The organism is Acidilutibacter cellobiosedens (assembly GCF_004103715.1).
Taxonomy (GTDB): Bacteria; Bacillota; Clostridia; order Tissierellales; family Acidilutibacteraceae; genus Acidilutibacter; species Acidilutibacter cellobiosedens.
In genome coordinates, this window is record NZ_CP035282.1 from 953,059 (window position 1) to 975,168 (window position 22,110).

19 protein-coding genes are annotated in these 22,110 nt (G+C 33.2%); 16 read left to right on the plus strand and 3 right to left on the minus strand.

Going from position 1 to position 22,110, the window contains the following annotated elements:
- The first annotated feature begins 8 nt into the window (after positions 1-8).
- From csaB to EQM13_RS04595, 7 genes are all read left to right on the plus strand, one after another.
- Positions 9-1,115: a polysaccharide pyruvyl transferase CsaB gene (gene csaB, locus EQM13_RS04565; protein WP_071140321.1), complete on the plus strand. Its 1,107-nt coding sequence runs from the start codon at positions 9-11 to the stop codon at positions 1,113-1,115.
- Between the two features lie 4 nt (positions 1,116-1,119).
- Positions 1,120-1,875 carry a WecB/TagA/CpsF family glycosyltransferase gene (locus tag EQM13_RS04570; protein ID WP_071140322.1) on the plus strand — a complete coding sequence of 252 codons (756 nt, stop codon included), beginning with the start codon at positions 1,120-1,122 and terminating at the stop codon, positions 1,873-1,875.
- Positions 1,876-1,889: 14 nt separating this feature from the next.
- Positions 1,890-2,750, plus strand: a complete 861-nt coding sequence (locus EQM13_RS04575; protein ID WP_071140323.1) for a YitT family protein — start codon at positions 1,890-1,892, stop codon at positions 2,748-2,750.
- Between the two features lie 10 nt (positions 2,751-2,760).
- Positions 2,761-3,588 (plus strand): transketolase, encoded by an 828-nt coding sequence (locus tag EQM13_RS04580; protein WP_071140324.1) that lies wholly within the window; start codon positions 2,761-2,763, stop codon positions 3,586-3,588.
- Positions 3,581-4,510: a transketolase family protein gene (locus EQM13_RS04585; RefSeq protein WP_128752050.1), complete on the plus strand. Its 930-nt coding sequence runs from the start codon at positions 3,581-3,583 to the stop codon at positions 4,508-4,510. The genes EQM13_RS04580 and EQM13_RS04585 overlap by 8 nt, the downstream gene beginning before the upstream one ends.
- A 114-nt stretch (positions 4,511-4,624) precedes the next feature.
- Positions 4,625-5,062, plus strand: a complete 438-nt coding sequence (locus EQM13_RS04590; RefSeq protein ID WP_071140326.1) for a protease complex subunit PrcB family protein — start codon at positions 4,625-4,627, stop codon at positions 5,060-5,062.
- A 103-nt stretch (positions 5,063-5,165) separates the two neighbouring features.
- Positions 5,166-6,173: a LysM peptidoglycan-binding domain-containing protein gene (locus EQM13_RS04595; protein ID WP_071140327.1), complete on the plus strand. Its 1,008-nt coding sequence runs from the start codon at positions 5,166-5,168 to the stop codon at positions 6,171-6,173.
- 63 nt (positions 6,174-6,236) lie between these two features.
- On the opposite strand, the gene EQM13_RS04600 is transcribed toward EQM13_RS04595, so the two are convergent.
- Positions 6,237-6,818 carry a 5-formyltetrahydrofolate cyclo-ligase gene (locus EQM13_RS04600; RefSeq protein WP_128752051.1) on the minus strand — a complete coding sequence of 194 codons (582 nt, stop codon included), beginning with the start codon at positions 6,816-6,818 and terminating at the stop codon, positions 6,237-6,239.
- A gap of 190 nt (positions 6,819-7,008) precedes the next feature.
- On the opposite strand from EQM13_RS04600, the gene ftsE reads away from it, so the two are divergent.
- The 5 genes from ftsE to EQM13_RS04625 all read left to right on the plus strand — a co-directional run bounded on the left by ftsE (position 7,009) and on the right by EQM13_RS04625 (position 12,356).
- Positions 7,009-7,704, plus strand: coding sequence for a cell division ATP-binding protein FtsE (gene ftsE / locus EQM13_RS04605; RefSeq protein ID WP_128752052.1), 696 nt, complete (start codon positions 7,009-7,011; stop codon positions 7,702-7,704).
- Positions 7,685-8,581 carry a permease-like cell division protein FtsX gene (gene ftsX / locus EQM13_RS04610; protein WP_071140330.1) on the plus strand — a complete coding sequence of 299 codons (897 nt, stop codon included), beginning with the start codon at positions 7,685-7,687 and terminating at the stop codon, positions 8,579-8,581. The genes ftsE and ftsX overlap by 20 nt, the downstream gene beginning before the upstream one ends.
- An 18-nt stretch (positions 8,582-8,599) precedes the next feature.
- Positions 8,600-9,733: a murein hydrolase activator EnvC family protein gene (locus tag EQM13_RS04615; protein ID WP_128752053.1), complete on the plus strand. Its 1,134-nt coding sequence runs from the start codon at positions 8,600-8,602 to the stop codon at positions 9,731-9,733.
- A gap of 199 nt (positions 9,734-9,932) precedes the next feature.
- Complete coding sequence (locus EQM13_RS04620) at positions 9,933-11,159, plus strand: S41 family peptidase (RefSeq protein WP_071140332.1); 1,227 nt, start codon at positions 9,933-9,935, stop codon at positions 11,157-11,159.
- Positions 11,160-11,183: 24 nt separating this feature from the next.
- Complete coding sequence (locus EQM13_RS04625) at positions 11,184-12,356, plus strand: PDZ domain-containing protein (RefSeq protein ID WP_128752054.1); 1,173 nt, start codon at positions 11,184-11,186, stop codon at positions 12,354-12,356.
- A 37-nt stretch (positions 12,357-12,393) separates the two neighbouring features.
- On the opposite strand, the gene EQM13_RS04630 is transcribed toward EQM13_RS04625, so the two are convergent.
- Positions 12,394-13,977, minus strand: a complete 1,584-nt coding sequence (locus tag EQM13_RS04630; protein ID WP_071140334.1) for a TolB family protein — start codon at positions 13,975-13,977, stop codon at positions 12,394-12,396.
- 152 nt (positions 13,978-14,129) lie between these two features.
- On the opposite strand from EQM13_RS04630, the gene uvrB reads away from it, so the two are divergent.
- The 4 genes from uvrB to EQM13_RS04650 all read left to right on the plus strand — a co-directional run bounded on the left by uvrB (position 14,130) and on the right by EQM13_RS04650 (position 21,391).
- Positions 14,130-16,100, plus strand: coding sequence for an excinuclease ABC subunit UvrB (gene uvrB / locus EQM13_RS04635; RefSeq protein ID WP_128752055.1), 1,971 nt, complete (start codon positions 14,130-14,132; stop codon positions 16,098-16,100).
- 4 nt (positions 16,101-16,104) lie between these two features.
- Positions 16,105-18,924 carry an excinuclease ABC subunit UvrA gene (gene uvrA, locus EQM13_RS04640; protein ID WP_128752056.1) on the plus strand — a complete coding sequence of 940 codons (2,820 nt, stop codon included), beginning with the start codon at positions 16,105-16,107 and terminating at the stop codon, positions 18,922-18,924.
- Between the two features lie 56 nt (positions 18,925-18,980).
- Positions 18,981-19,529: a hypothetical protein gene (locus EQM13_RS04645; RefSeq protein ID WP_128752057.1), complete on the plus strand. Its 549-nt coding sequence runs from the start codon at positions 18,981-18,983 to the stop codon at positions 19,527-19,529.
- Between the two features lie 83 nt (positions 19,530-19,612).
- A complete protein-coding gene (locus EQM13_RS04650) occupies positions 19,613-21,391 on the plus strand; it encodes an aminopeptidase P family protein (protein WP_128752058.1) in 1,779 nt (592 codons plus the stop codon).
- Positions 21,392-21,426: 35 nt separating this feature from the next.
- Here EQM13_RS04650 and EQM13_RS04655 read toward each other — a convergent pair whose 3' ends face one another.
- The gene (locus tag EQM13_RS04655) at positions 21,427-22,107 is read right to left on the minus strand and encodes a hypothetical protein (RefSeq protein WP_128752059.1); all 681 of its coding nucleotides are present in this window, start codon (positions 22,105-22,107) and stop codon (positions 21,427-21,429) included.
- Positions 22,108-22,110: the final 3 nt, after the last annotated feature.

Below are 22,110 nucleotides of genomic sequence, written 5' to 3' on the forward strand. Positions count from 1 at the left end.
GAATATATATGAAAGCAGATAAGAAGGTACTTATTTCCGGATACTATGGATTTGATAATAGCGGAGATGACGCTATACTCAAAGCCATAGTAAAGGATTTTCAAAAAATGGATGATAAGGTGAAAATACTTGTTTTATCCAAGCGGCCGAGCCATACGGAGAAGATGTATGGAATAAAAGCTATAAACAGATTTCAAATTCATGATATTGTAAAGGAAATGAAAAATTGTGATCTGTTTATAAGCGGCGGCGGAAGTCTTCTTCAGGATGGAACAAGTACCAGATCTATTATATATTATCTGACTTTAATAAAGTTAGCGTTAATGAATAAAAAGCCCGTTATGATCTATGCCAATGGGATAGGGCCCATAAATAAGAAATTTAATAGAAACTTTACAAGGAAGATACTTGATAAGGTGGACTTGATAACCTTAAGAGATGAAGACTCTCGGTATTATTTAAAGGAATTGCAGGTAAAAAATCCAAATATATATGTGACTGCGGATCCGGTTTTTACCCTTGAGCCTTCCAACAATGAAAAGATAGAAAATATATTTAAAGCTGAAAAAATACCTTTAGACAAACCTCTCATAGGGGTATCCGTAAGAGAATGGAAAAGTGCGAAAAATTTAATTTCAAATATTTCTCAGGCCATAGAATATATGATAAAAAAATTTGGAGTTAATGTGGTACTCATACCTATGCATTACCCCGAGGATTTGGATATAAGCAAGAAAATTTATGAAAAAATTACGATAGAAGGTTGTTTTGTTGTATCCGAAAAATACAGCGTAGAGGATATTATGGGAATAATCAGGAGGTTGGATATGATTATTGCCATGAGGCTTCATTCTCTTATATATGCGGCTACTCAGAAGGTTCCCATGGTAGGATTGATTTATGATCCTAAAATAGAGGGCTTTTTAAAATTTATTGAAATGAAATACATGTGTAATGTAGAAAATGCAGAAGTAATAGAACTTTGTTCAATTATTGATAAAGCGTGGAACAATAAAGGTAATCTCAAAACCAAATTAAAAGAAAAAGAAGACGTATTTAAAGAAAAAGCTCTGGAAAATGTCTACATGGCATTAAGATTGATAAATGGTAGGTGATTTCATGGGGAAGATAAACATATTAGGAATAGGAGTGGATAATCTTACTTCAGAAGAAGTAGTGAAAAATATTAAAATCTTTCTAAAGGAAAACAAGCCTAAAATTATATATACTCCGAATACAGAAATGATAATGATGGCGCAAAAAGACAAGGAATTGATTAAAATAATAAATTCGGCGGATTTGGTTATTCCTGATGGGATAGGACTTATTTATGCTTCAAAGATAAAGAAAAATCCATTGAAGGAGAGAGTCACAGGATTTGATACATCCCTAAAAATGCTTGAAGTAGCAAATGAAGAAAAGTTAAAGGTTTTTCTTTTGGGAGGAAAAGAGGGAGTAGCCAAAGCTGCTGCTGAGAAAATAAAAGAAAGATATCCTCATTTATATATATCAGGTTACAATAATGGATATTTTAAGGGAGCTCATACAGGATTTCCGGGAAATGATGAAGAATTAGAGGTAATAAGGAAGATAAATGATTCTGAGCCGGACATCCTGTTTGTCGGTTTGGGAATACCTAAACAAGAGAAATGGATAAACTTATATAAAGACAAGCTTAAGTGTAAAGTGATTATAGGAAATGGAGGAACAATGGATATTATTGCAGGTAATTTAAAAAGAGCGCCGGAGGTATTCCAGAGATTAGGCTTGGAATGGTTCTACAGGCTTATTAAAGAACCATCGAGGATTAAAAGGCAGATAGTTCTTCCTCAATTTATATTAAAGGTTATTTTTAATAAGGATGCTGTAAAATAGGTAAGGAGATATGTATGGTATATATTGAAAAATGGTATAAAAAATTTATTTCATACTCAGGGATTACAATAGGTGTCGCTATAATGGCCGTATCATTAAATTTTTTCTTGGAGCCCAATACTATAGCTCCTGGTGGAGTTACAGGACTTGCCATTGTTATTAAGAAGATTACAGGCGCTCCGGTATATATCACAAATTTAGTTATTAATATTCCTTTATTTATATTAGGAATGTTGATGTTAGGAGGAATATTCGGAGCCAAGACTCTTTTTGCCACAATCGGTCTTTCGTTTTTTTTAAAAATTGTTCCTTATAAGGTTGTAACTACTGATTTGCTTTTATCATCAATATTTGGAGGAGTACTGATGGGAATAGGTCTGGGAATTGTATTCAGAGAAGGAGGAACAACAGGAGGTTCCGACTTAGCCGGTGCAATCCTTAATAAAAAATTCCCGGCTTTAAGTACTTCCGTATTTATGATGGTTATAGATACGTTGGTAGTAATAATTGCCGGTGTAGCGAATAAGAAAATAGAAGTTTCTCTTTACTCTATTATATCCTTATACGTAAGTGTTAAAGTAATAGATTTGATGCTGGAAGGATTCGGATATTTAAAGGGATTTATGATTATAACGGATAAACCTTTAGAAGTAAGTGAAACAATAATGGAAAGATTGAATAGAGGAGTGACTTTGTTTAAGGGAAAGGGTATGTATACTAAGGAGGAGAAGGATATACTTCTCTGTGTAGTAAACAGATCTCAGTTTGCTAAAATAAAAGAAATTGTTCTGGCCATTGATAGGGATGCGTTTATTATGATTACTGAGATGAATGAAGTTATAGGAGAAGGTTTTAAAGAGATAGAAAAAAAGTAGGAGGGATTTTATGGAAAATTATAACGAACTAAAGTCCGTTGCAAAAAAATTGAGAATTGACATTATTAAAATGCTGGAGAAATCAAAATCCGGCCATCCGGGAGGGTCTCTTTCGGCATGTGAAATATTGACGGCTTTGTATTTTAAAGAAATGAAAATAGATCCTAAAAACCCAAAATGGGAAGACAGGGATAGGTTTGTCCTTTCCAAAGGCCATGGTGCTCCCGTACTTTATGCAGCTTTAGCCGAGAGGGGATATTTTCCTAAGGAAGAGTTGATGCATTTGAGACAAATTAATTCAATGCTTCAGGGCCATCCGGATATGAAGGGTACTCCGGGAGTCGATATGACGACAGGCTCTTTAGGGCAAGGCTTTTCTGCAGCGGTAGGAATGGCATTGGCAGGTAAAATTGATAAAAAGAATTATAGAGTATATACTCTCATCGGAGACGGAGAATCTCAAGAGGGAATTATATGGGAGGCATCCATGTTTGCCAGCCATAACAAATTGGATAATCTGACTGCTTTTATGGATCACAACGGATTGCAGATTGACGGAAAAAACGATGAGGTAGTAAGAATAGAACCGATAGATGAAAAATTTAAAGCTTTTGGATGGAATGTTATAAATATTGACGGACATAATTTTGAAGAAATATTTTCTGCAATTGAAAAGTCAAAAAACACTAAAGGAAAACCTACAATGATTATAGCCAAAACGATAAAAGGAAAGGGAGTTTCCTTCATGGAAAATCAAGTAGGTTGGCATGGAAATGCTCCCGATAGAGAACAGGCAGAAAAAGCATTAATTGAACTTGGAGGTGAAATAGATGACTAAGGCAATGGCGACAAGAGATGCATACGGAGAAGCATTAAAAGAACTCGGAAAACTCAATAAAAATATAGTAGTCCTTGATGCGGATTTGTCTAAATCCACCAAGACTATAGTTTTTAAAGAAGAATTTCCGGAAAGATTTTTTGATGTGGGAATATCTGAACAAAATCTTATGGGAATTGCAGCAGGGTTATCGACCTGCGGGAAGATACCTTTTGCAAGTACCTTTGCTATGTTTGCGACAGGGAGAGCTTATGAGATAATCAGAAATTCAATTTGTTATCCCAAATTGAATGTAAAGATAGCGGCAACTCATGCAGGACTTACCGTAGGAGAAGATGGAGCAACTCATCAAGCTATAGAAGATTTAAGCCTTATGAGATCTATTCCTAATATGGTAGTATTGAATCCGGCTGACGGAGTGGAAGCCCGTCAGTGTATATTTAAAGCAGCGGAACATAAAGGGCCTGTATATATTAGACTGGGAAGAAGTAAAGTACCGACTATATTTGACGACAGTTATAAATTTGAAATAGGAAAAGGAGTAGAGCTTAAAAAAGGTAAGGATGTAACCATTATAGCTACGGGGATAATGGTAGAAAAAGCTTTGAAAGCCGGAGAAATGCTGGAGAAGGAAGGGATATCCACAAGAATAATTGATATTTCTACAATTAAACCTATAGATAAGGATATTATAATCAAGGCTGCGAAAGAAACCAAGAAAATAATTACTGCCGAAGAACACAGTATTATAGGGGGATTGGGCAGTGCAGTAGCTGAAGTTCTTTCTGAGAATTACCCTGTTTTATTGTCAAGAATAGGAGTGGAGGACACCTTCGGAGAATCCGGTACAGTAGATGATGTTCTTGAAAAATATGGGTTTACCGCAGAAAATATTTATAATAGAGTAAAGAAGATTATATAAGAACTTTAAATTTAACGGATAGATAATTATTAGTATGTTATCTATCTTTTTTTTTACATAAACCATTTCGATATAGAATAATATTATGGTAGAGATAAAGTGGAGGGGGTACAGGTGAAGAGAGCCATAGTTATTATTGGAATAATAGGGATAATCATATCAGGAATGATTTTTATTCCAAAATATTTGAATGAAGGTGATAAAAGAGTGAAATTCAAAGTTTTGAAATCTGATGAAGTTCCACAAAAGTTAGAAGATATCCTTCCTAAGTATTTAGTTCAGGAAAAAGCATTAAGCTGTAAAATTGGTGATGAGGTTTATGTTGTAGTAACAAGAGGTGAAAAGATGTCAGGAGGTTATAGTGTATTTATTGATAGAATTGAAAAAATCACAGATAGGAAAGGCACATCTGAGTTGATAGTATATGCCAAATATGTTGATCCAAAACCTGACGAAATGGTAACCCAATGTATAACTTATCCTTTTATTGTTGTTAAGACCAATATGGATGATATTCCTGACAGTATAAAATTGGAGGTGGAAAGAGAATAATAGGGCATATTTTGATTTAGCACCATAAATTGCTTAAAGGAAATAAACAATTTGTATAGAACCCTTATTGAGTTTTAAATTTTATCTGAAGGGAGAAATACAAATGAGAAAACTTAAAAAGAAGGTGGGCATAGTAATGTTGGCTTCAGTGGTGGGGCTGACATCTACATCTTTTGCTACACCTTATACTATTAAAGAAGGAGATTCCTTTTGGAAAGTAAGCCGGCAGTATAATGTAAGTTTAGAGGACATGCTTAAAGAAAATAAAGCTAATAAAAATACGGTGATATATCCGGGACAGATTATTCAGATTCCCGGCAAAGAAGAAGTTAAGATAAGCAGCAGAGGGGGAATAAAAAGAGATGTGCCGGATTTGACCGAATATACTGTGGTTGACGGAGATAATATTTGGGACATATGTAAAAAATACGGCGTTACTATAGAAAGCATTTTTGAGGCAAATAAAGGAATAGATGAGAATACAGTACTTAAAGTAGGGCAGAAATTAAACATAGCAAAACAAAATAAAGAACAACAGAACATAAGCGAAGGTTCCAAAAAAGATGAAACTAAAGTATCAAGTCAAAATGTCAATGAAAGTGTAGAGAAGCCATCCAACCAAAAAATTGATACGGAAGGAAAATATGGAGAGTATTTAGACTGGAGCAAAGTAGACGGGCTGATTCCAAGAGGTACAAAATTTAAGGTAATAGATTTTTATACAGGAAAATCTTTTATGGTTCAGAGGTCTGTAGGCAGCCTTCATGCGGATTGTGAAACCTTGTCTTTAGAAGATACAAATATAATGAAAGATATATGGGGAGGATTCAGTTGGGTAAGAAGACCTGTTCTTGTTCAAATAGGGGACAGGCTTATAGCCGCCAGTGCTACTGCTATGCCTCACGCAGGAAATGATAAAGCCGAGGGAGGAGCTTATACTACTTGGAGAAGCGGAGGATATGGAAAAGGGATAAATTTTGATTATGTAAAGGGTAATGGAATGGATGGACATTTTGATATTCATTTTTTGGGAAGTAAAAGACATATGGATGGACAAACAGATCCCCAGCATCAGCAATGTGTTAAAATTGCAGCAGGCTTGAATAAATAATAAAGTTGCTAAATAAATGATTTTAGTGTATCCTTGAAAGTAAAGAATACACTAAAATTGTTTTTAATCAGGATCTTTGCAGTTGATTAATTCTTTATTTGTAATTACATAATCTACAGGTAAATCATATTTTCCGGCTGGAACCTCAGGAATGATTTGGATATCAAAAGCAAGGCCTAACTTTATGGTATGAGAATCTAATTTTTCAAAAAATCTGTCGTAATATCCTCCTCCATATCCTATTCTATAGCCCTTCCTGTCAAAGGCAACAGCTGGGACTAATACTAAATCAATTTCTTTGGGAGATATTTCTCTTATGAATTCTTTTTTGGGAGTTAATATGTTATAAACCCCGTTTTCTAACTCTTTATCGAAATCGAATAGCTCAGAGATTATTAATTCTCTTGTTTTGGGAATAGAAATGGGAACTCCTATTCTTTTAGATAATTTTAATGAATATTTAATTATTTCTTTTGTTTCCACTTCATTCCTAAAATCAATATAAGCCATAATAAATTTGGAATTCTTATAGATGCCTGAATCATACAATCTTTCTTTGATTAATTTATTTTTTTCTTTTATATCGTCGGTGTTCATATTTCTTCTTTTTTCTAAAAGTTTTTTTCTGAGCAAAATTTTATCCAAAAATACCACTCCTCATAGTTTATTTATTGTTTCTTTTATATTATAATAATATCATTGTATGGATATATTTTGTTGAAAAAAATTATATAAAAATAAAGGAGTTATGAAATTTACATAGAAAGTATTAATATGTTGTATTTTAAATTTTAATTATAAATTATCTATGATATGTGCTAACAGAGGTGATATAGTGATTAGATTCGTTAATGCAAGCAAAACTTATGATAATGGAGTAAAGGCTTTATCAAATATAAATGTTAAGGTAGATAAAGGAGAGTTTGTTTTTATAGTGGGGCCAAGTGGTGCCGGAAAATCAACTTTGATTAAGCTCCTTTTAAAAGAAGAGGATTTGACTTCAGGAAGTGTATTTTTGAATGAGATGGATATAACGAAAGTGAAAAGCAGAAGAATCCCGTATATAAGAAGAACCATAGGGGTAGTTTTTCAGGATTTTAGAATTCTTCCCAATAAAACTGTGTATGAAAATATAGCTTTTGCTATGGAAATATTAGGTGCACATCCAAAGGAGATACGAAGGAGGGTACCTATGGTGTTAAGTATGGTTGATTTAAGCAATAAAGCAAATTGTTATCCCAATCAGTTGTCGGGAGGTGAACATCAGAGGGTTTCCATTGCAAGAGCAATAGTTAATAATCCGCCTGTACTTATTGCGGACGAGCCTACCGGAAATCTTGATCACGATACAGCATGGGGAATAATGGAAATATTTAAAGAAATCAATAGAAGAGGTACTACAGTTTTAATGGCTACTCATGCCAAGGAAATAGTTGATTTAATGAAAAAACGCGTAATAGCTCTTGAATCAGGAAGAATAGTAAGGGACGAAGAGAAGGGTGTGTATAACCATGAGACATCGCATATTTAAGAATATAGTCAAACAAGGTTTTCAGGGTATGTGGAGAAACAGAACAATGGGTTTGGCTTCCGTAGGCTCCATAACGGCAGTTCTTGTAATACTTGGTATGGTTCTTATTATTGTATTGAGTATAAATAATGTGGTAATTGAAACTAAGAATAAATTTGATGAGATACAGGTATTTTTAGATGATAATGCAGATGAGGAACAATTAACTAAAATTGAAAACCGTATTAAAGAAACAGATGGGGTAAATTCAGTAGTATTCCAATCTAAAGAACAAGCTTTAAATATAATGAAAAAAGAATGGGGAGACGAAGGGTATCTCCTTGAAGGACTGGAAGAAAATCCTCTTCCTAATTCTTACGTAATTCAATTGAAGGATATAAAATATGCTGATAACGTAGTGGACAAGATAAAAGGAATGAGCGGGATAGAGGAAATTAAATATTATAAGGATATTATAGATAAGATGTTGACTGTATCAAGGTATATAAAAATAGGCGGTATAGCAATAATTGCTATATTAATGTTTATTTCCGTATTTATTATCTCAAATACCATTAAAATTACTGTTGCAGCGAGAAGAAGGGAAATAAGCATTATGAAATATGTTGGAGCAACTAACGGATACATAAGAGGACCATTTATTATTGAAGGCATCCTTCTGGGAGTTGTAGGAGCCGGATTATCCATATTAATAGTCAATTTCGGGTACAAATATTTGTTTAAAGTAATAAACGAAAGGCTGTATATCATATTTACGGTATATTTAGTTTCTCCTTATGTTTTATTTCAGGATATAGTCATAATATTTCTTGCCATAGGTATAGGTATAGGGGTTCTGGGGAGCTTGTTATCACTTAAGAGATTTTTGGATGTATAACGGTAAGGAGGTAATTTGATGAAAAAAAGAATAATAGCTATACTTTTAATCGGAATTTTTCTATTTTCTTGTTCCGTATCCGGAGCGGAAAAATCCTTAAATGATTTAATGAAAGAAAGAGATAGTTTAAAGGAAAAAAGAGAAGAAAATCAAAAAAATATGAAAGAGACCAAAAAAAATATTAGCAATGTCGGTGAAGAAATAGCAGAGTTGGACAAGCAAATCAATGATGTAAGTAAAAAGTTAGGTGATGCTGAGGAAAATTTAACTAAAATAAATGCCGACATAGGAAAAGTTAAAAAACAATTAGAAAAATCCGAAAAAAACATTTCGGAAAAAACCGATACTTTTAATTCACGGCTTAGGGTGATGTATAAAAATGGTAATGTCGGATATTTGGAAGTTCTCCTTTCTTCGGCAAATATCAGAGATTTTCTTCAAAGAAAGGATATGATTCAGTCTATAGTAAACTATGATAAAAATCTTTTAAAGTATATGAAATCCCAAAGGGACATTATCCAAACAAGTAAAACAAAATTGGAAGCTCAGAGAGCCTCGGCAGAAGTTGTAAAAAATGAGATTAAATCCAATAAAAAAGACTTGGAACTTGCTTCAAGAAGCAAAGGGGATTTTATGAAAGAGTTAAGTTCAAATCTTGAAGCACAGAAGAAATTTGAAGAACAATGTGCGGAAGATGAAAAGAGAATTCAAGAGGAAATAAGCAAAAGGCAAGTAAAGACCGGTCCTTATTCGGGAGGAGTAATGGGTTGGCCTGTTCCTGGCCATTCAAAAATAAATTCTGGATTTGGATATAGGATACACCCTATTTATAATGTGAAAAAATTACATACTGGCATTGATATTCCTGCACCTACCGGGACTAAAGTAGTTGCGGCGGCAGATGGTACCGTTATTTTTGCCGGAAGTCTCGGAGGATATGGAAAGGCCGTAATGATTGATCACGGAGGAGGAATCGTTACTCTTTATGGACATAATTCATCTCTTCTGGTAAGCGAAGGAGAGGAAGTAAAGAAAGGTCAGGGAATTGCAAAGGCGGGAAATACAGGAACTGCAACAGGTTCTCATTGCCATTTTGAAGTTAGAGTAAACGGCAAGTATGTGGATCCTATACCTTATCTTAAGGGAAAATAATCATATAAATGAATTTCAAAAAGGCTTCTTTTAACATGTTGATGTTTCAGCAGAAGCCTTTTTTCATGTGTAAAAGATTATAATAGATTACGTATACTGTAAACATTTTTTGAAAAGTGGAAATGCTAATGGTATAATGTTTACATGAGTTTAATAAAATAGATTACATAATGTTTTATAGATAAGGTGGGAATACAGAATGTCTAAAAAGAAAAAAATTATAGGTATAATCCTCTTATTAGTGGTTACTAATGTGTTGACTTTTATTTTTTCCAATGTTTTATCTTTAACTTATGATAATAAAGTGATTCTTCCGAAGGACGAATACAATCAGTTGAGTGATATGTATAAGAAATATTCCAAGAATTTAGCTTTAGAGGATTTTATCAAAAAAAATTATTTAAAAAATGTAGATGAAGAGACTCTTGCTAACGGAGAATTAAAAGGAATGTTTCAATCTCTAAATGATCCCTATTCTACATATATGACAAAAGATGAGTTTGAAGATTTCACGGAACATACAAAGGGAATATACGGAGGAATAGGGGTAATAGTTACTCCGGGGGATGATAATTTAATTACAGTTGTGTCTCCTATAGATGGAACTCCGGGAGAAAAAGCAGGAATCAAAACGGGAGATAAAATAACTAAAGTAAATGGAAAAGAGTTTAATGCAGATACTATGGATCAAGCAGTAAAAGTTATGAAAGGAGATCCCGGAACAAAAGTAAATATAACGATAGTCAGAAAGGATAAAGAAGGAAACAACAAGGAAATGGATATAACTATAGTAAGAGAGGAAATAAGGCTTCAAACGGTAAGCTCGGATATTATCGAAGGCAATATAGGGTATATAAATATAACAAGTTTTGATGATTTGACTTATAAGGATTTTAAGAAAGAAATTAATGGTCTAATGGATAAAAATATTAAGGGGATAATATTGGACTTAAGAAATAATCCGGGAGGACTATTGGATGTATGTGTAGATATTGCAGACGAATTCTTAGATAAAGGTATTGTAGTATATACGCAAACTCGAGACGGGCAGAAAGAATATTTAAGATCTGATAATGATAAAATAGATCTTCCTTTGGTAGTTCTTGTTAATAAGGGAAGTGCCAGTGCATCTGAGATATTAGCCGGGGCTATAAAGGACAGAGGAAGAGGAACCTTAGTCGGAACAACTACTTTTGGGAAAGGGATAGTTCAGCGGATAAAACAACTTTCAGATGGCTCGGGATTTAAGCTAACAGTATCTCAGTATTTTACTCCGAAGGGAATTAACATTCATGGAGTGGGAATAAAACCTAATGTAGAAGTTGAACTTCCGGAGAATGTGGAAACGATAGGTGTGGAAAATTTGAAAAATGATACTCAGCTTCAAAAGGGATTAGAGATATTAAAGGGAAAAATAAATCAGTAGATGGTGTCAATAGGGGAGTTGCATATGTTTGAGCTGAAAGAAATATTTAAGTCTTCTTTATATACTGTACTTTCTTCTGTGAAATTACCGTTATATTGGATAGTTATAATAATAATATTTTTTCAGTATTATAAACAAAACAAAATAGAAAAAACAATATTAAAACAGTCTAAGCAGCCGTTATTTTTAAAAGTAGTATCATCGGCTGCTTTTGGCCTCTTTGGAGGAATCATAGGAAGCGTCATAATTATTCTTTTGAGGATTACTTTGAATCCTAAGGATTTTGAGATGATATTTTTGTTGGCATTGGTCCTTGCATTATTTCATCCAAGATTTTTATGTTTTTCTTATGGAGGAGGAATTATTTCTCTTATAAGTCTTATATTTGGATATCCTCATATCAACGTTGAAAATGTACTATCAATAGTTGCCGTTTTGCATATGGTAGAAAGTGTTTTAGTAATACTTGACGGGCAAAGTTCGAAGATTCCTATATTTATGGAAAGAAATGATCAGATAGTGGGAGGATTTTCAATGAGCAGATTTTGGCCGGTACCTTTCTCGGTATTTGTCAATGGATATGGAAATTTTCCTCTTATTACAATTGCGGCTTTGGGGTACGGAGATTATGCTTTAACGAAATATCCGTCTCAAAAGGTAAAAGAAACGGCAGGGCGGCTTTTCCTTTTCAGCTTTATTTTGCTTTTTCTTTCTCAAATATCTAAGAACAGTTTGCTGTTTAAATATATAGGTTCTGTTTTTTCTTTTTCTGCCCATGAATTTATAATCCAATGGGGAAGAAGAGAGGAAAGTAGGGGAATACCTATATTTAAGCCTTCCGAATTTGGAATAAAAATTTTATATGCTCTTCCTAAGGGAATAGGAAAAAAGATGAAGTTGAAAACCGGAGATGTTATTATTTCAATCAACGGCCATAAGATTTTATCAAGGGATGATTTAACCAGAGTTATGAGCCTATGTCCTAACTATATCCGGATGGAAGTATTTGATAGAAAAAGAGGAGTTGTTGTTAAAGAGTATAAGGATTATAAAAATCGAATAAAAAATCTGGGTATTTTTATCATACCTAAGGATCCGGAGTATGCCTTTGTGATGGAGGAGGGAGAACCCAGGATCAAAAAAATCATAAAAAAACTTATATTAAAAGAGAAAGAGAGAGAATATCTTAGAAGATAATTAGAGATGTATTTAAAAAGAGGCTTATTAGGCCTCTTTAATTTAATCCTATGTTGGATTTATTGAAATTGATAGAATATATGATATTCCTTTTGGATTCATTTATTGAAGGACTTAAATTTAAATATCCGGTATTTTGATTACTGTCATAGAATAAGTTATCTCCTACTATTTTGGCTATGGAAGTTTCGGAATAGTTATCCATATCCAATTTTACAAGAGTATAATCGTTATTATAAGTGTTTCTTGTTATAAGTACCAAATCGCTATTGTTGATCAGTAAATAATTTTTAATATCCAGCTGATCTTCCACAATCTTTGAATCCTTATTTAATGTGTAAGAACATAATATGTTGTTATCATTCTTCTGAATATTTTTTAAGTAAAGCACATCTTCTTTACCGGCAAAGTTGATGTTAAATCCCTCATCTATTTTTTTAAGATCTGATCCTTCTTTTGTAATGTAAATATTTTTGTTTAAATCTTTATCATCAAATTCCGTAAAGACAAAATATTCTCCGTTAAAATCGAAGCTTGATACATTTTTATTTATGGAAAACAGCCCTTCTGTTTTTCCCACATTCAATGTATACTTTGAAAATAGCGATGATTTTTCGGAACTGTTATTTACGAAGTAGAGGTGATTTTTATCTGCCCATTTCATCAGCCAAATGTGATACTGACCTGACGGAGTTATATTTTTTGATGATTTGTCATTTATATTGATTAAGTATATACTTGAATTTTCATTATGGTTTTCAATTAAGGACAGATTTTTATAATCCGGACTAAATTTAGCATCATATATTAAATTGGTTGTAGAAAAAATTTTTTCCTTTTCTTTAGTCTTAATATTATATAACCAAAGAATTTCATATTTTCTTTTGTCAATTAAAACTTCCTGCTTATAAAGAAGATATTTATTTTGGCTATAGTCAACAACAATTCCATCATCTATATAATCAGATATTACGTTTTTTTCAGAAGAAATTATTTCCCCTGTATCGGCATTTGCTTTAACTTTTAAATTTACAAGGGGAAGTTTGGAATTTTCTTTGTCAAAGATACTGTTAAAGGTTATGGACCATATATAATCATCTTTATATCTTAAAAGATTTACATCGGGTATTGTATTAGGCGATATTTTAAATTGAGAATATATTTTGTTTAATATTTGGGTTTTGCCAACAGCTATATTAATGGGTGTGTAATTTTCATTTATTATGTTGAATTTTAAAGTATCCAATTTCTCAGATACATTTTTATCAAAGGATAGTAGTATTTGTGGTATTGACAGTTGAATTTTATCTTCTTCCAAAAGACGGTTAATATATATATTTACTTCGTTATCTACTTTTGTTATTTTATCGATTGTTACTCCCGAACACTCTACTAAACCCAATGAAACCAATACCGTATTATCGTTATTTTTTTTCGTTATTTCTACGTTAGGTTCTATTGATTGATAACCCTTTGAAAGAACAATATGTTCTATTTTATATCCTATAGGTTCTTCTTCATTTTTTTTGGAAGTTTTAGATTGAGAATTATTTGTATTATTACAGCCGACAAGCATAATCCAAATAATCGCTGTAAATATGAATAAAGATATTTTTTTCATATCATATCCTCCTTATATATCAGTTTATAATATTAATTGCATAATATCAACTTTCTTTTTTCAAAAAATAAAAAATCTATTTATTTTTTATATGATATATATTATAATAGTATTATTGCATACGAACATGCGTTCAATGAGAGGTGATAAGTATGGGTAAATTTAAAATAAGATCGGATTTTAAACTTGAAGGAGATCAACTAAGGGCGGTAAATCAGATTTCCAAGGGAATTATAGATGGAACAAAATATCAGACTCTTTTGGGAGTTACCGGTTCGGGAAAGACTTTTACTATGGCCAATATCATTGAAAGAGTTCAAAAGCCTACTTTGATAATTGCACATAATAAAACCTTGGCATATCAACTTGCTAGTGAATTCAGAGAGTTCTTTCCGGATAGTGCGGTAGAATATTTTGTAAGCTATTATGATTATTATCAACCGGAAGCTTATGTGCCTCAGACGGATACTTATATTGAGAAGGATGCATCCATCAATGATGAAATAGATAAATTAAGACATTCAGCCACTGCAGCTTTATTTGAAAGAAGAGATGTGATAATTGTTGCCAGTGTATCATGTATTTATGGATTGGGAGATCCTATAGATTATGAAAATCTTGTTGTTTCTTTAAGGCCGGGAATGGTAAAGGATAGAGATGAAATAATCAAGAAGTTGGTAGATATACAATATATAAGAAATGACATTAATTTTACAAGAGGGACATTTAGAGTGAGAGGGGATGTTTTGGAAATATTCCCCGCATCATCCAGTGAACATACTATAAGAGTAGAATTCTTCGGAGATGAAATTGACAGAATAGTGGAGGTAAATTATATTACAGGAGAAATTATAGGATTGAGGTCCCATGTATCAATATTTCCGGCATCTCATTTTGCCACTTCGGAAGATAAAGTAAAATCTGCGATTATAAGGATTCAAAATGAGCTGGAGACAAGGCTTAAAGAACTCAGGAGTGAAAATAAACTTTTGGAAGCTCAAAGACTTGAACAGAGAACTAAATATGATTTGGAGATGCTTAAGGAGATGGGGTACTGTCAAGGAATAGAAAATTACTCCAGACATTTAAGCGGAAGGGGAGCAGGAAGCAGGCCTTTTACTTTAATAGATTATTTTCCCAAGGATTTTCTTATGATGATAGATGAATCTCATGTAACGATACCCCAGATAAGGGGTATGTATGAAGGGGATAAATCGAGAAAAACCACTTTGGTAGAATATGGTTTTAGACTTCCTTCGGCATTGGATAACAGACCTCTTAAATTTAATGAGTTTGAAGATCATATTAATCAAATAGTATTTGTAAGTGCAACTCCCGGACCTTATGAGATTAAACATTCGGCAAAAGTTGTAGAACAGATTATAAGGCCTACGGGATTATTGGATCCGGAATTGGAAGTAAGGCCTACACAACATCAGATAGATAATCTGATTAAGGAAATAAGGATAAGAGCTGAAAGGAAGGAAAGAGTTCTTGTTACGACTTTAACTAAAAAGATGGCAGAGGATTTAACAAATTATTTTAAAGAGATAGGAATAAAAGTTACTTATCTTCATTCTGATATAAAAACCATAGAAAGAATGGAAATCATCAGGGATTTAAGAATGGGTAAGTATGATGTCTTGGTAGGGATAAATTTGTTGAGAGAAGGATTGGATTTACCGGAAGTATCATTAATAGCCATACTGGATGCGGACAAAGAAGGATTTTTAAGAAGCGAGACCTCCTTAGTTCAGACTATAGGGAGAGCTGCAAGAAATGTGAATGGAAAGGTAATAATGTATGGAGATGTTATTACGGAATCAATGAACAAAGCAATAACTGAAACTTACAGAAGAAGAAAGATACAAGATGAATATAATAAAGAACATCACATAATTCCTAAAACTATAAAGAAAGGGATACGGGATATTATAGAAGCTACAAAGGTCGTGGAGGAAGACGGTAAATATGATACAAAGGTATCCAAGGTTGAAGCTTTAGATATGATCGAAAATTTAAGAGAGGAAATGCTGAAAGAAGCAGAAAACTTAAACTTTGAAAAAGCGGCAGAATTAAGAGATAAAATGATAGAGCTAAAGAAAAAGGTAAACCAGAGGTGATAAAATGTCAAAGGAAAATATAATAATAAAAGGGGCAAGAGAACATAATTTAAAAAACATTGATGTAGAACTTCCAAGAAACAAGTTGATAGTTATTACAGGGCTAAGCGGTTCAGGAAAGTCTTCTCTTGCTTTTGATACCATTTATGCAGAAGGACAAAGAAGATATGTCGAAAGCCTTTCCTCTTATGCCAGACAATTCTTGGGACAAATGGAGAAGCCGGATGTGGATTACATAGAGGGACTTTCTCCTGCCATATCCATAGATCAGAAGACGACCAATAAAAATCCCAGATCTACAGTAGGAACCGTAACTGAAATATATGATTATCTGAGACTGCTGTTTGCACGAATAGGAACTCCTTATTGCTATAAATGCGGAAAGGAAATTTCAAGTCAGACGGTAGACCAGATGGTAGATAAAATAATGAGTCTAAATGATAAAACAAGAATCCAAATTCTTTCTCCCATAGTAAGGGGAAAGAAAGGAGAGCATCAAAAAATCATCGAAAATATAAAAAAGGACGGTTTTTTAAGGGTAGTAGTAGACGGTCAAACCTATGAAGTATCGGATGAAATAAAAATGGAAAAGAATAAGAAACATACTATTGAAGTAGTAGTTGATAGGGTGGTAGTAAAAGAAGGAGTAGAAGGAAGACTTACGGATTCCCTTGAAACGGCTCTTAAATTATCCGACGGCCTTGTAATAATTGATATTATAGGGAAAGAAAAAATAATGTTCAGTGAAAAACTTGCATGTCCTGACTGCGGAGTTGTTATAGAAGAACTTTCTCCGAGGATGTTTTCTTTTAACAGCCCCTTTGGAATGTGTCCGGAGTGTAATGGAATAGGATATTATAAAAAAATTGATCCGGACCTTATAATTCCAAATCCCTCTTTAAGTATAAATCAAGGAGGGCTTGCTCCTTACAGTGGTTCTGCAGAAGATACTTATTATTATCAGATATTTAAAACAATAGCCGATTCCTATAACTTTAACATGGATGCTCCATTAGATACTGCTCCCAAAGAATTTTTGAATGAGATTTTATATGGAACTAAGGGGTCAATTAGTTTTGAATTTAACAGCCATTTTAGCGGAAGACGAAGTTTTAACGGAAGATTTGAGGGTATCGTTCCGAATTTGGAAAGAAGATATAGGGAGACCAATTCAGATTATATAAGGGATAAGATTAACGATTTTATGGCTGAAAGGCCGTGTACCAAATGTCACGGAAAAAGGCTTAAAGATGAAATATTGGCGGTAAAAATTAATGGTCTGAATATATGGGATGTTACCAATCTTTCTTTAAAATCGGCTCTTGATTTTTTTAACAACATAAAGCTTACGGAAAGACAAGAACTCATTGCTCATCAGATTTTGAAAGAAATAAGATCAAGGTTGAAATTTCTTCAAGATGTAGGCCTTGAATATTTGACGTTGTCAAGAAGCGCCTCAACATTATCGGGAGGGGAGTCTCAGAGAATCCGTCTAGCTACTCAAATAGGGTCAAGCCTTGTGGGAGTTGTATATGTATTGGACGAACCGAGTATAGGGCTTCATCAGAGAGATAATGAAAAGCTTCTAAAGACGCTGAAAAATTTAAGGGATCTGGGCAATACCCTTATAGTTGTGGAGCATGATGAAGATACAATGAGAAATGCCGATTATATCGTAGATATCGGTCCGGGAGCGGGAATTCACGGAGGATATTTAGTTGCCGAAGGGACGGTAAAGGACATAGAAAAATGTAAAGAATCCATAACAGGACAGTATTTATCGGGGAAGAAAAAAATCGATATTCCTGATAAGAGAAGAGAACCAAATGGAAAATGGATTGAAATTGTAGGAGCTAAAGAAAATAATTTGAAAAATATTGATGTCAAGATACCTCTTGGAGTACTTACCTGTGTTACCGGAGTGTCAGGTTCGGGCAAAAGTACTTTAATAAATGAAATATTATATAAAAGCCTTGCTCAGAAATTGAACAGATCGAAGGCAAAGCCCGGAAAGTACGACGAAATAAGGGGAGTAGAAAATTTGGACAAAGTAATTGTTATAGACCAGTCCCCTATAGGAAGAACTCCCAGGTCTAATCCTGCTACTTATACAGGAGTTTTTGATTATATAAGGGATGTATTTGCTATGACTCCAGATGCTAAAATGAAGGGGTATAAAAAAGGAAGATTTAGTTTTAATGTAAAAGGCGGAAGATGTGAGGCGTGTAACGGGGACGGAATAATTAAAATTGAAATGCATTTTCTTCCCGATGTGTACGTGCCTTGCGAGGTGTGCAAAGGAAAGAGGTACAATAGAGAAACTCTCCAGGTAAAATATAAGGGAAAAAGCATATCGGATATTTTGGATATGACAGTGGAAGAGGCAGTTGGATTTTTTGAAAATATCCCTAATATAAAAAGAAAAATTCAAACCTTATATGATGTAGGGCTGGGATATATAAAATTGGGGCAGCCTTCAACCCAACTTTCAGGAGGAGAAGCACAGAGGATAAAGCTTGCCACGGAATTGAGCAAAAGAAGTACCGGAAAAACTTTGTATGTTTTGGATGAGCCTACGACAGGTCTTCATGTAGCTGATATTCATAAATTAATAAATATATTGGAAAAATTGGTGGAGGGAGGCAATTCCGTAGTGGTAATCGAACATAATATGGATGTAATTAAAGCTTCTGATTATATACTGGATTTAGGACCCGAAGGTGGAGATGAGGGCGGAAGAGTCATAGCCCAAGGAACTCCCGAGGAGGTAGCGAAAGTAAAGAATTCTTATACGGGACAATTCTTAAAGAAAATCCTTGAATAAATTGAGTTTAAAATCCTCAAATTTTGTCTATAATTCCTTTAAAGGAGGGGTTATAGATGAAAAAGAGGATTTTTTTATTTATTGTTGTTATGGTTATGGCTTTTATGATATACTCAATGGCATTTTCTCAAGGGGAATCGGTAAAGATAAATGTGTTCTTTAAGGAGTTTGTATTGAAAGTAAAGGACGAATGGACGAATTTGGGCAGAAGTGTATTTATATATAATAACAGGATATATGCACCTATTTCCGAAATAGTGAGAATCATGGGAGGAGAGGCGGCCTTAGATGAAGAGAACAAAACAGTAGAAATAAAAACATATAAGGATTTTTCCGAATGTGATTATCTTAAAGAAGAAAAATTTGTCTATGGCTTGATTACTGAAATAAATTATGAAAAGAATGAGGTGGAAATAGAACAGCATTTTGATGATAATTCCGTAGAAGTATTTCCGGTATTGAAAGTAAGAGAGAATGTAATAATTCTATTTGAGAGAAACGAAAATAAAATGAATATTTCATTTAAGGATTTAAAAGTTGGAGATGTAATAGGGGCGACACTGGATAAGGATGGATATGTGAGAGGAATTATCCTGTCAAGGTAATTAATTAATATTTGTTAAAATAAAATACTCTTATCTTGTGATATAATGAATGTAATATAATGAAATTACAAGGAGGTAAGAGGATGATCATTAATGAAAGAATTAAAAACTTGAGAAAATTAATGAAGGAAAAAGGGATAAATGCTTATATTATACCGACTTTTGATCCTCATCAGAGCGAATATCTTGGAGATCATTGGCAGGATCGGGTATGGATTTCAGGATTTACCGGTTCTGCAGGGACCGTAGTGATAACTGAAAGGAAAGCAATACTGTGGACTGATGGCCGATATTTTATTCAAGCGGAAAAACAAATTAAAGATAGTGAAATAGAGTTGTTTAAAATGGGAATGCCGGGAGTTCCTACTTATCAGGAATGGATTATCGATAATTTGAAGCTGGGAGATACTGTTGGAATAAACGGAAAAATATTTCCCCAGTCGGATGTAAAGAATATGGAGAAAAAGTTTTCTTCGAAAAATATAAAGATTGTCGATAGTGAGGATTTGATAGAAGAATTGTGGTCGGACAGACCTGAGCTTCCGATGGATAAAATATTTGTTCATGATGCCAAATATGCAGGGAAGACTCCAAGAGAAAAAATTGAAGAAGTAAGAAGGGAATTGAAAAAGAAAGGGGCAGACTATTATATACTGGGCAGTTTAGATGATATAGCATGGCTTTATAATATCAGGGGCAATGATGTCAGATGTAATCCTGTAGTTACCTCTTATGCTTTGATATCCATGGATAAGGCATTTCTTTTTGTTCATCAAGAAAAGGTTCCAAATGAAGTCAGAGAAGAGTTAAAGAAAAATGGAATCGATATAGAAGAATACAATGAAATAAGAAAATATGCAGAAGAAATTCCGAGAGGAAAAAATGTGTTTTTAGATCCTTCAAGAATCAACAGATGGTTATATAAAAGCATACCTAAGGAGTGCCATGTAATAGAAGGAATTAATATTACAACAACATTAAAAGGAGTTAAAAATTCCGTAGAGATAGAAAATCTAAAAAATGCTTATATAAAAGACGGAGTAGCTTTGGTAAAATTCATCTATTGGCTTAAAAACAATATAGGAAGAATTTCCATGACTGAAATATCTGCTGAGAATAAATTGGAGGATTTCAGAAAACAACAGGAATTATTTGTTGAACCGAGTTTTGATACCATATGTGCCTATAAGGATCATGCTGCAATGATGCACTATTCAGCTACAAAAGAATCTCAGTATACTTTAGAAAAAGAAGGTATGCTCCTTATAGATTCGGGAGGTCAATATTTAGACGGAACTACGGATATAACCAGAACCTTTATTCTCGGAAATATTTCCGAAGAGGAAAAAAGAAGTTATACACTGACCTTGAAAGGGCATATAGATCTGATAAAAACCAGATTTTTATATGGGGCCACAGGTTCGAGTTTGGATATTATGGCAAGATTTCCTTTATGGCAGGAAGGAATAGACTATAAGTGCGGCACAGGTCATGGAGTAGGATTTTTCTTGAATGTCCATGAAGGCCCTCATACAATAAGCCCTGTTCCTAACAAGGTTAAGATGGAAAAAGGTATGGTGGTGACCGTTGAACCGGGAGTATATAAGGAAGGAAAATATGGTATAAGAATAGAAAACGATGTTGTAGTCGAGGAAGATATAAATACCGATTCAGGACAGTTCATGAAATTTGAAATTCTGTCTTACTGTCCTATAGATTTGGAAGGAATAATTCCGGAACTTCTTGATGAGAGTGAGAGAAAATGGCTGAATGATTATCATGAGAAGGTATATGATAAATTATCTCCTTACCTAAATGGAGAAGAAAAAAGATGGCTTAAGGAAGTAACAAGGAATATATAATTATATATGGATTTAAGAAAGATCAGCTGTAAAAATCAACTGATCTTTCTTGTTTCTATTTTGTTTTTTTTAAGAACAGATATTATTTTATTTATTGTGTTCTTATCTTCTTTTAATACTAATTTTCCCTGCTCGTATTGAATAAATATCTGAATTTTATCGGGGCAGGAAATATAACTGTCTATTGCATTATAAGGATAGTACCCTTCCAGATTGTCTATAGGTTTTCCGAGAGGGATATATAATCTTAAGTCCAATCCGAAAACTATTATTCCATTTTCCGTGAAATAAGTTTTCAAACTATTTTTTGAAACCCTTAACAAAAGTTCAAATATTACAATCGAAGGGAAAAACATAAATATATTAATTAAAGGAACGTTTTTGAACGATAAATCCCTTATAAGAGGGGTAAAATATATAAGAAATACTAATAAATAAATCCAAAGTTTTTCTGACAATGTAAATTTATCGATGTTTGCGGAAAGAAGTACCTTTTCCTTTAGTAACAGTTTTTTATTCCATCTTTTATTTAAAGAGCCTTGAAAAGTTATAAAAAACATAAGACCTAATGTCAATATGAGGTTTATTAAAATAGTTCTGGTGTTTTGGTTATTTAAATTGAAAAAAAGGCTCATGGTATTGGAAAGAGCATATATAAATATTATAGTTACTAAAATGGATATAAAAAAGGATAAAGATTTTTTAACTGATATCATTCA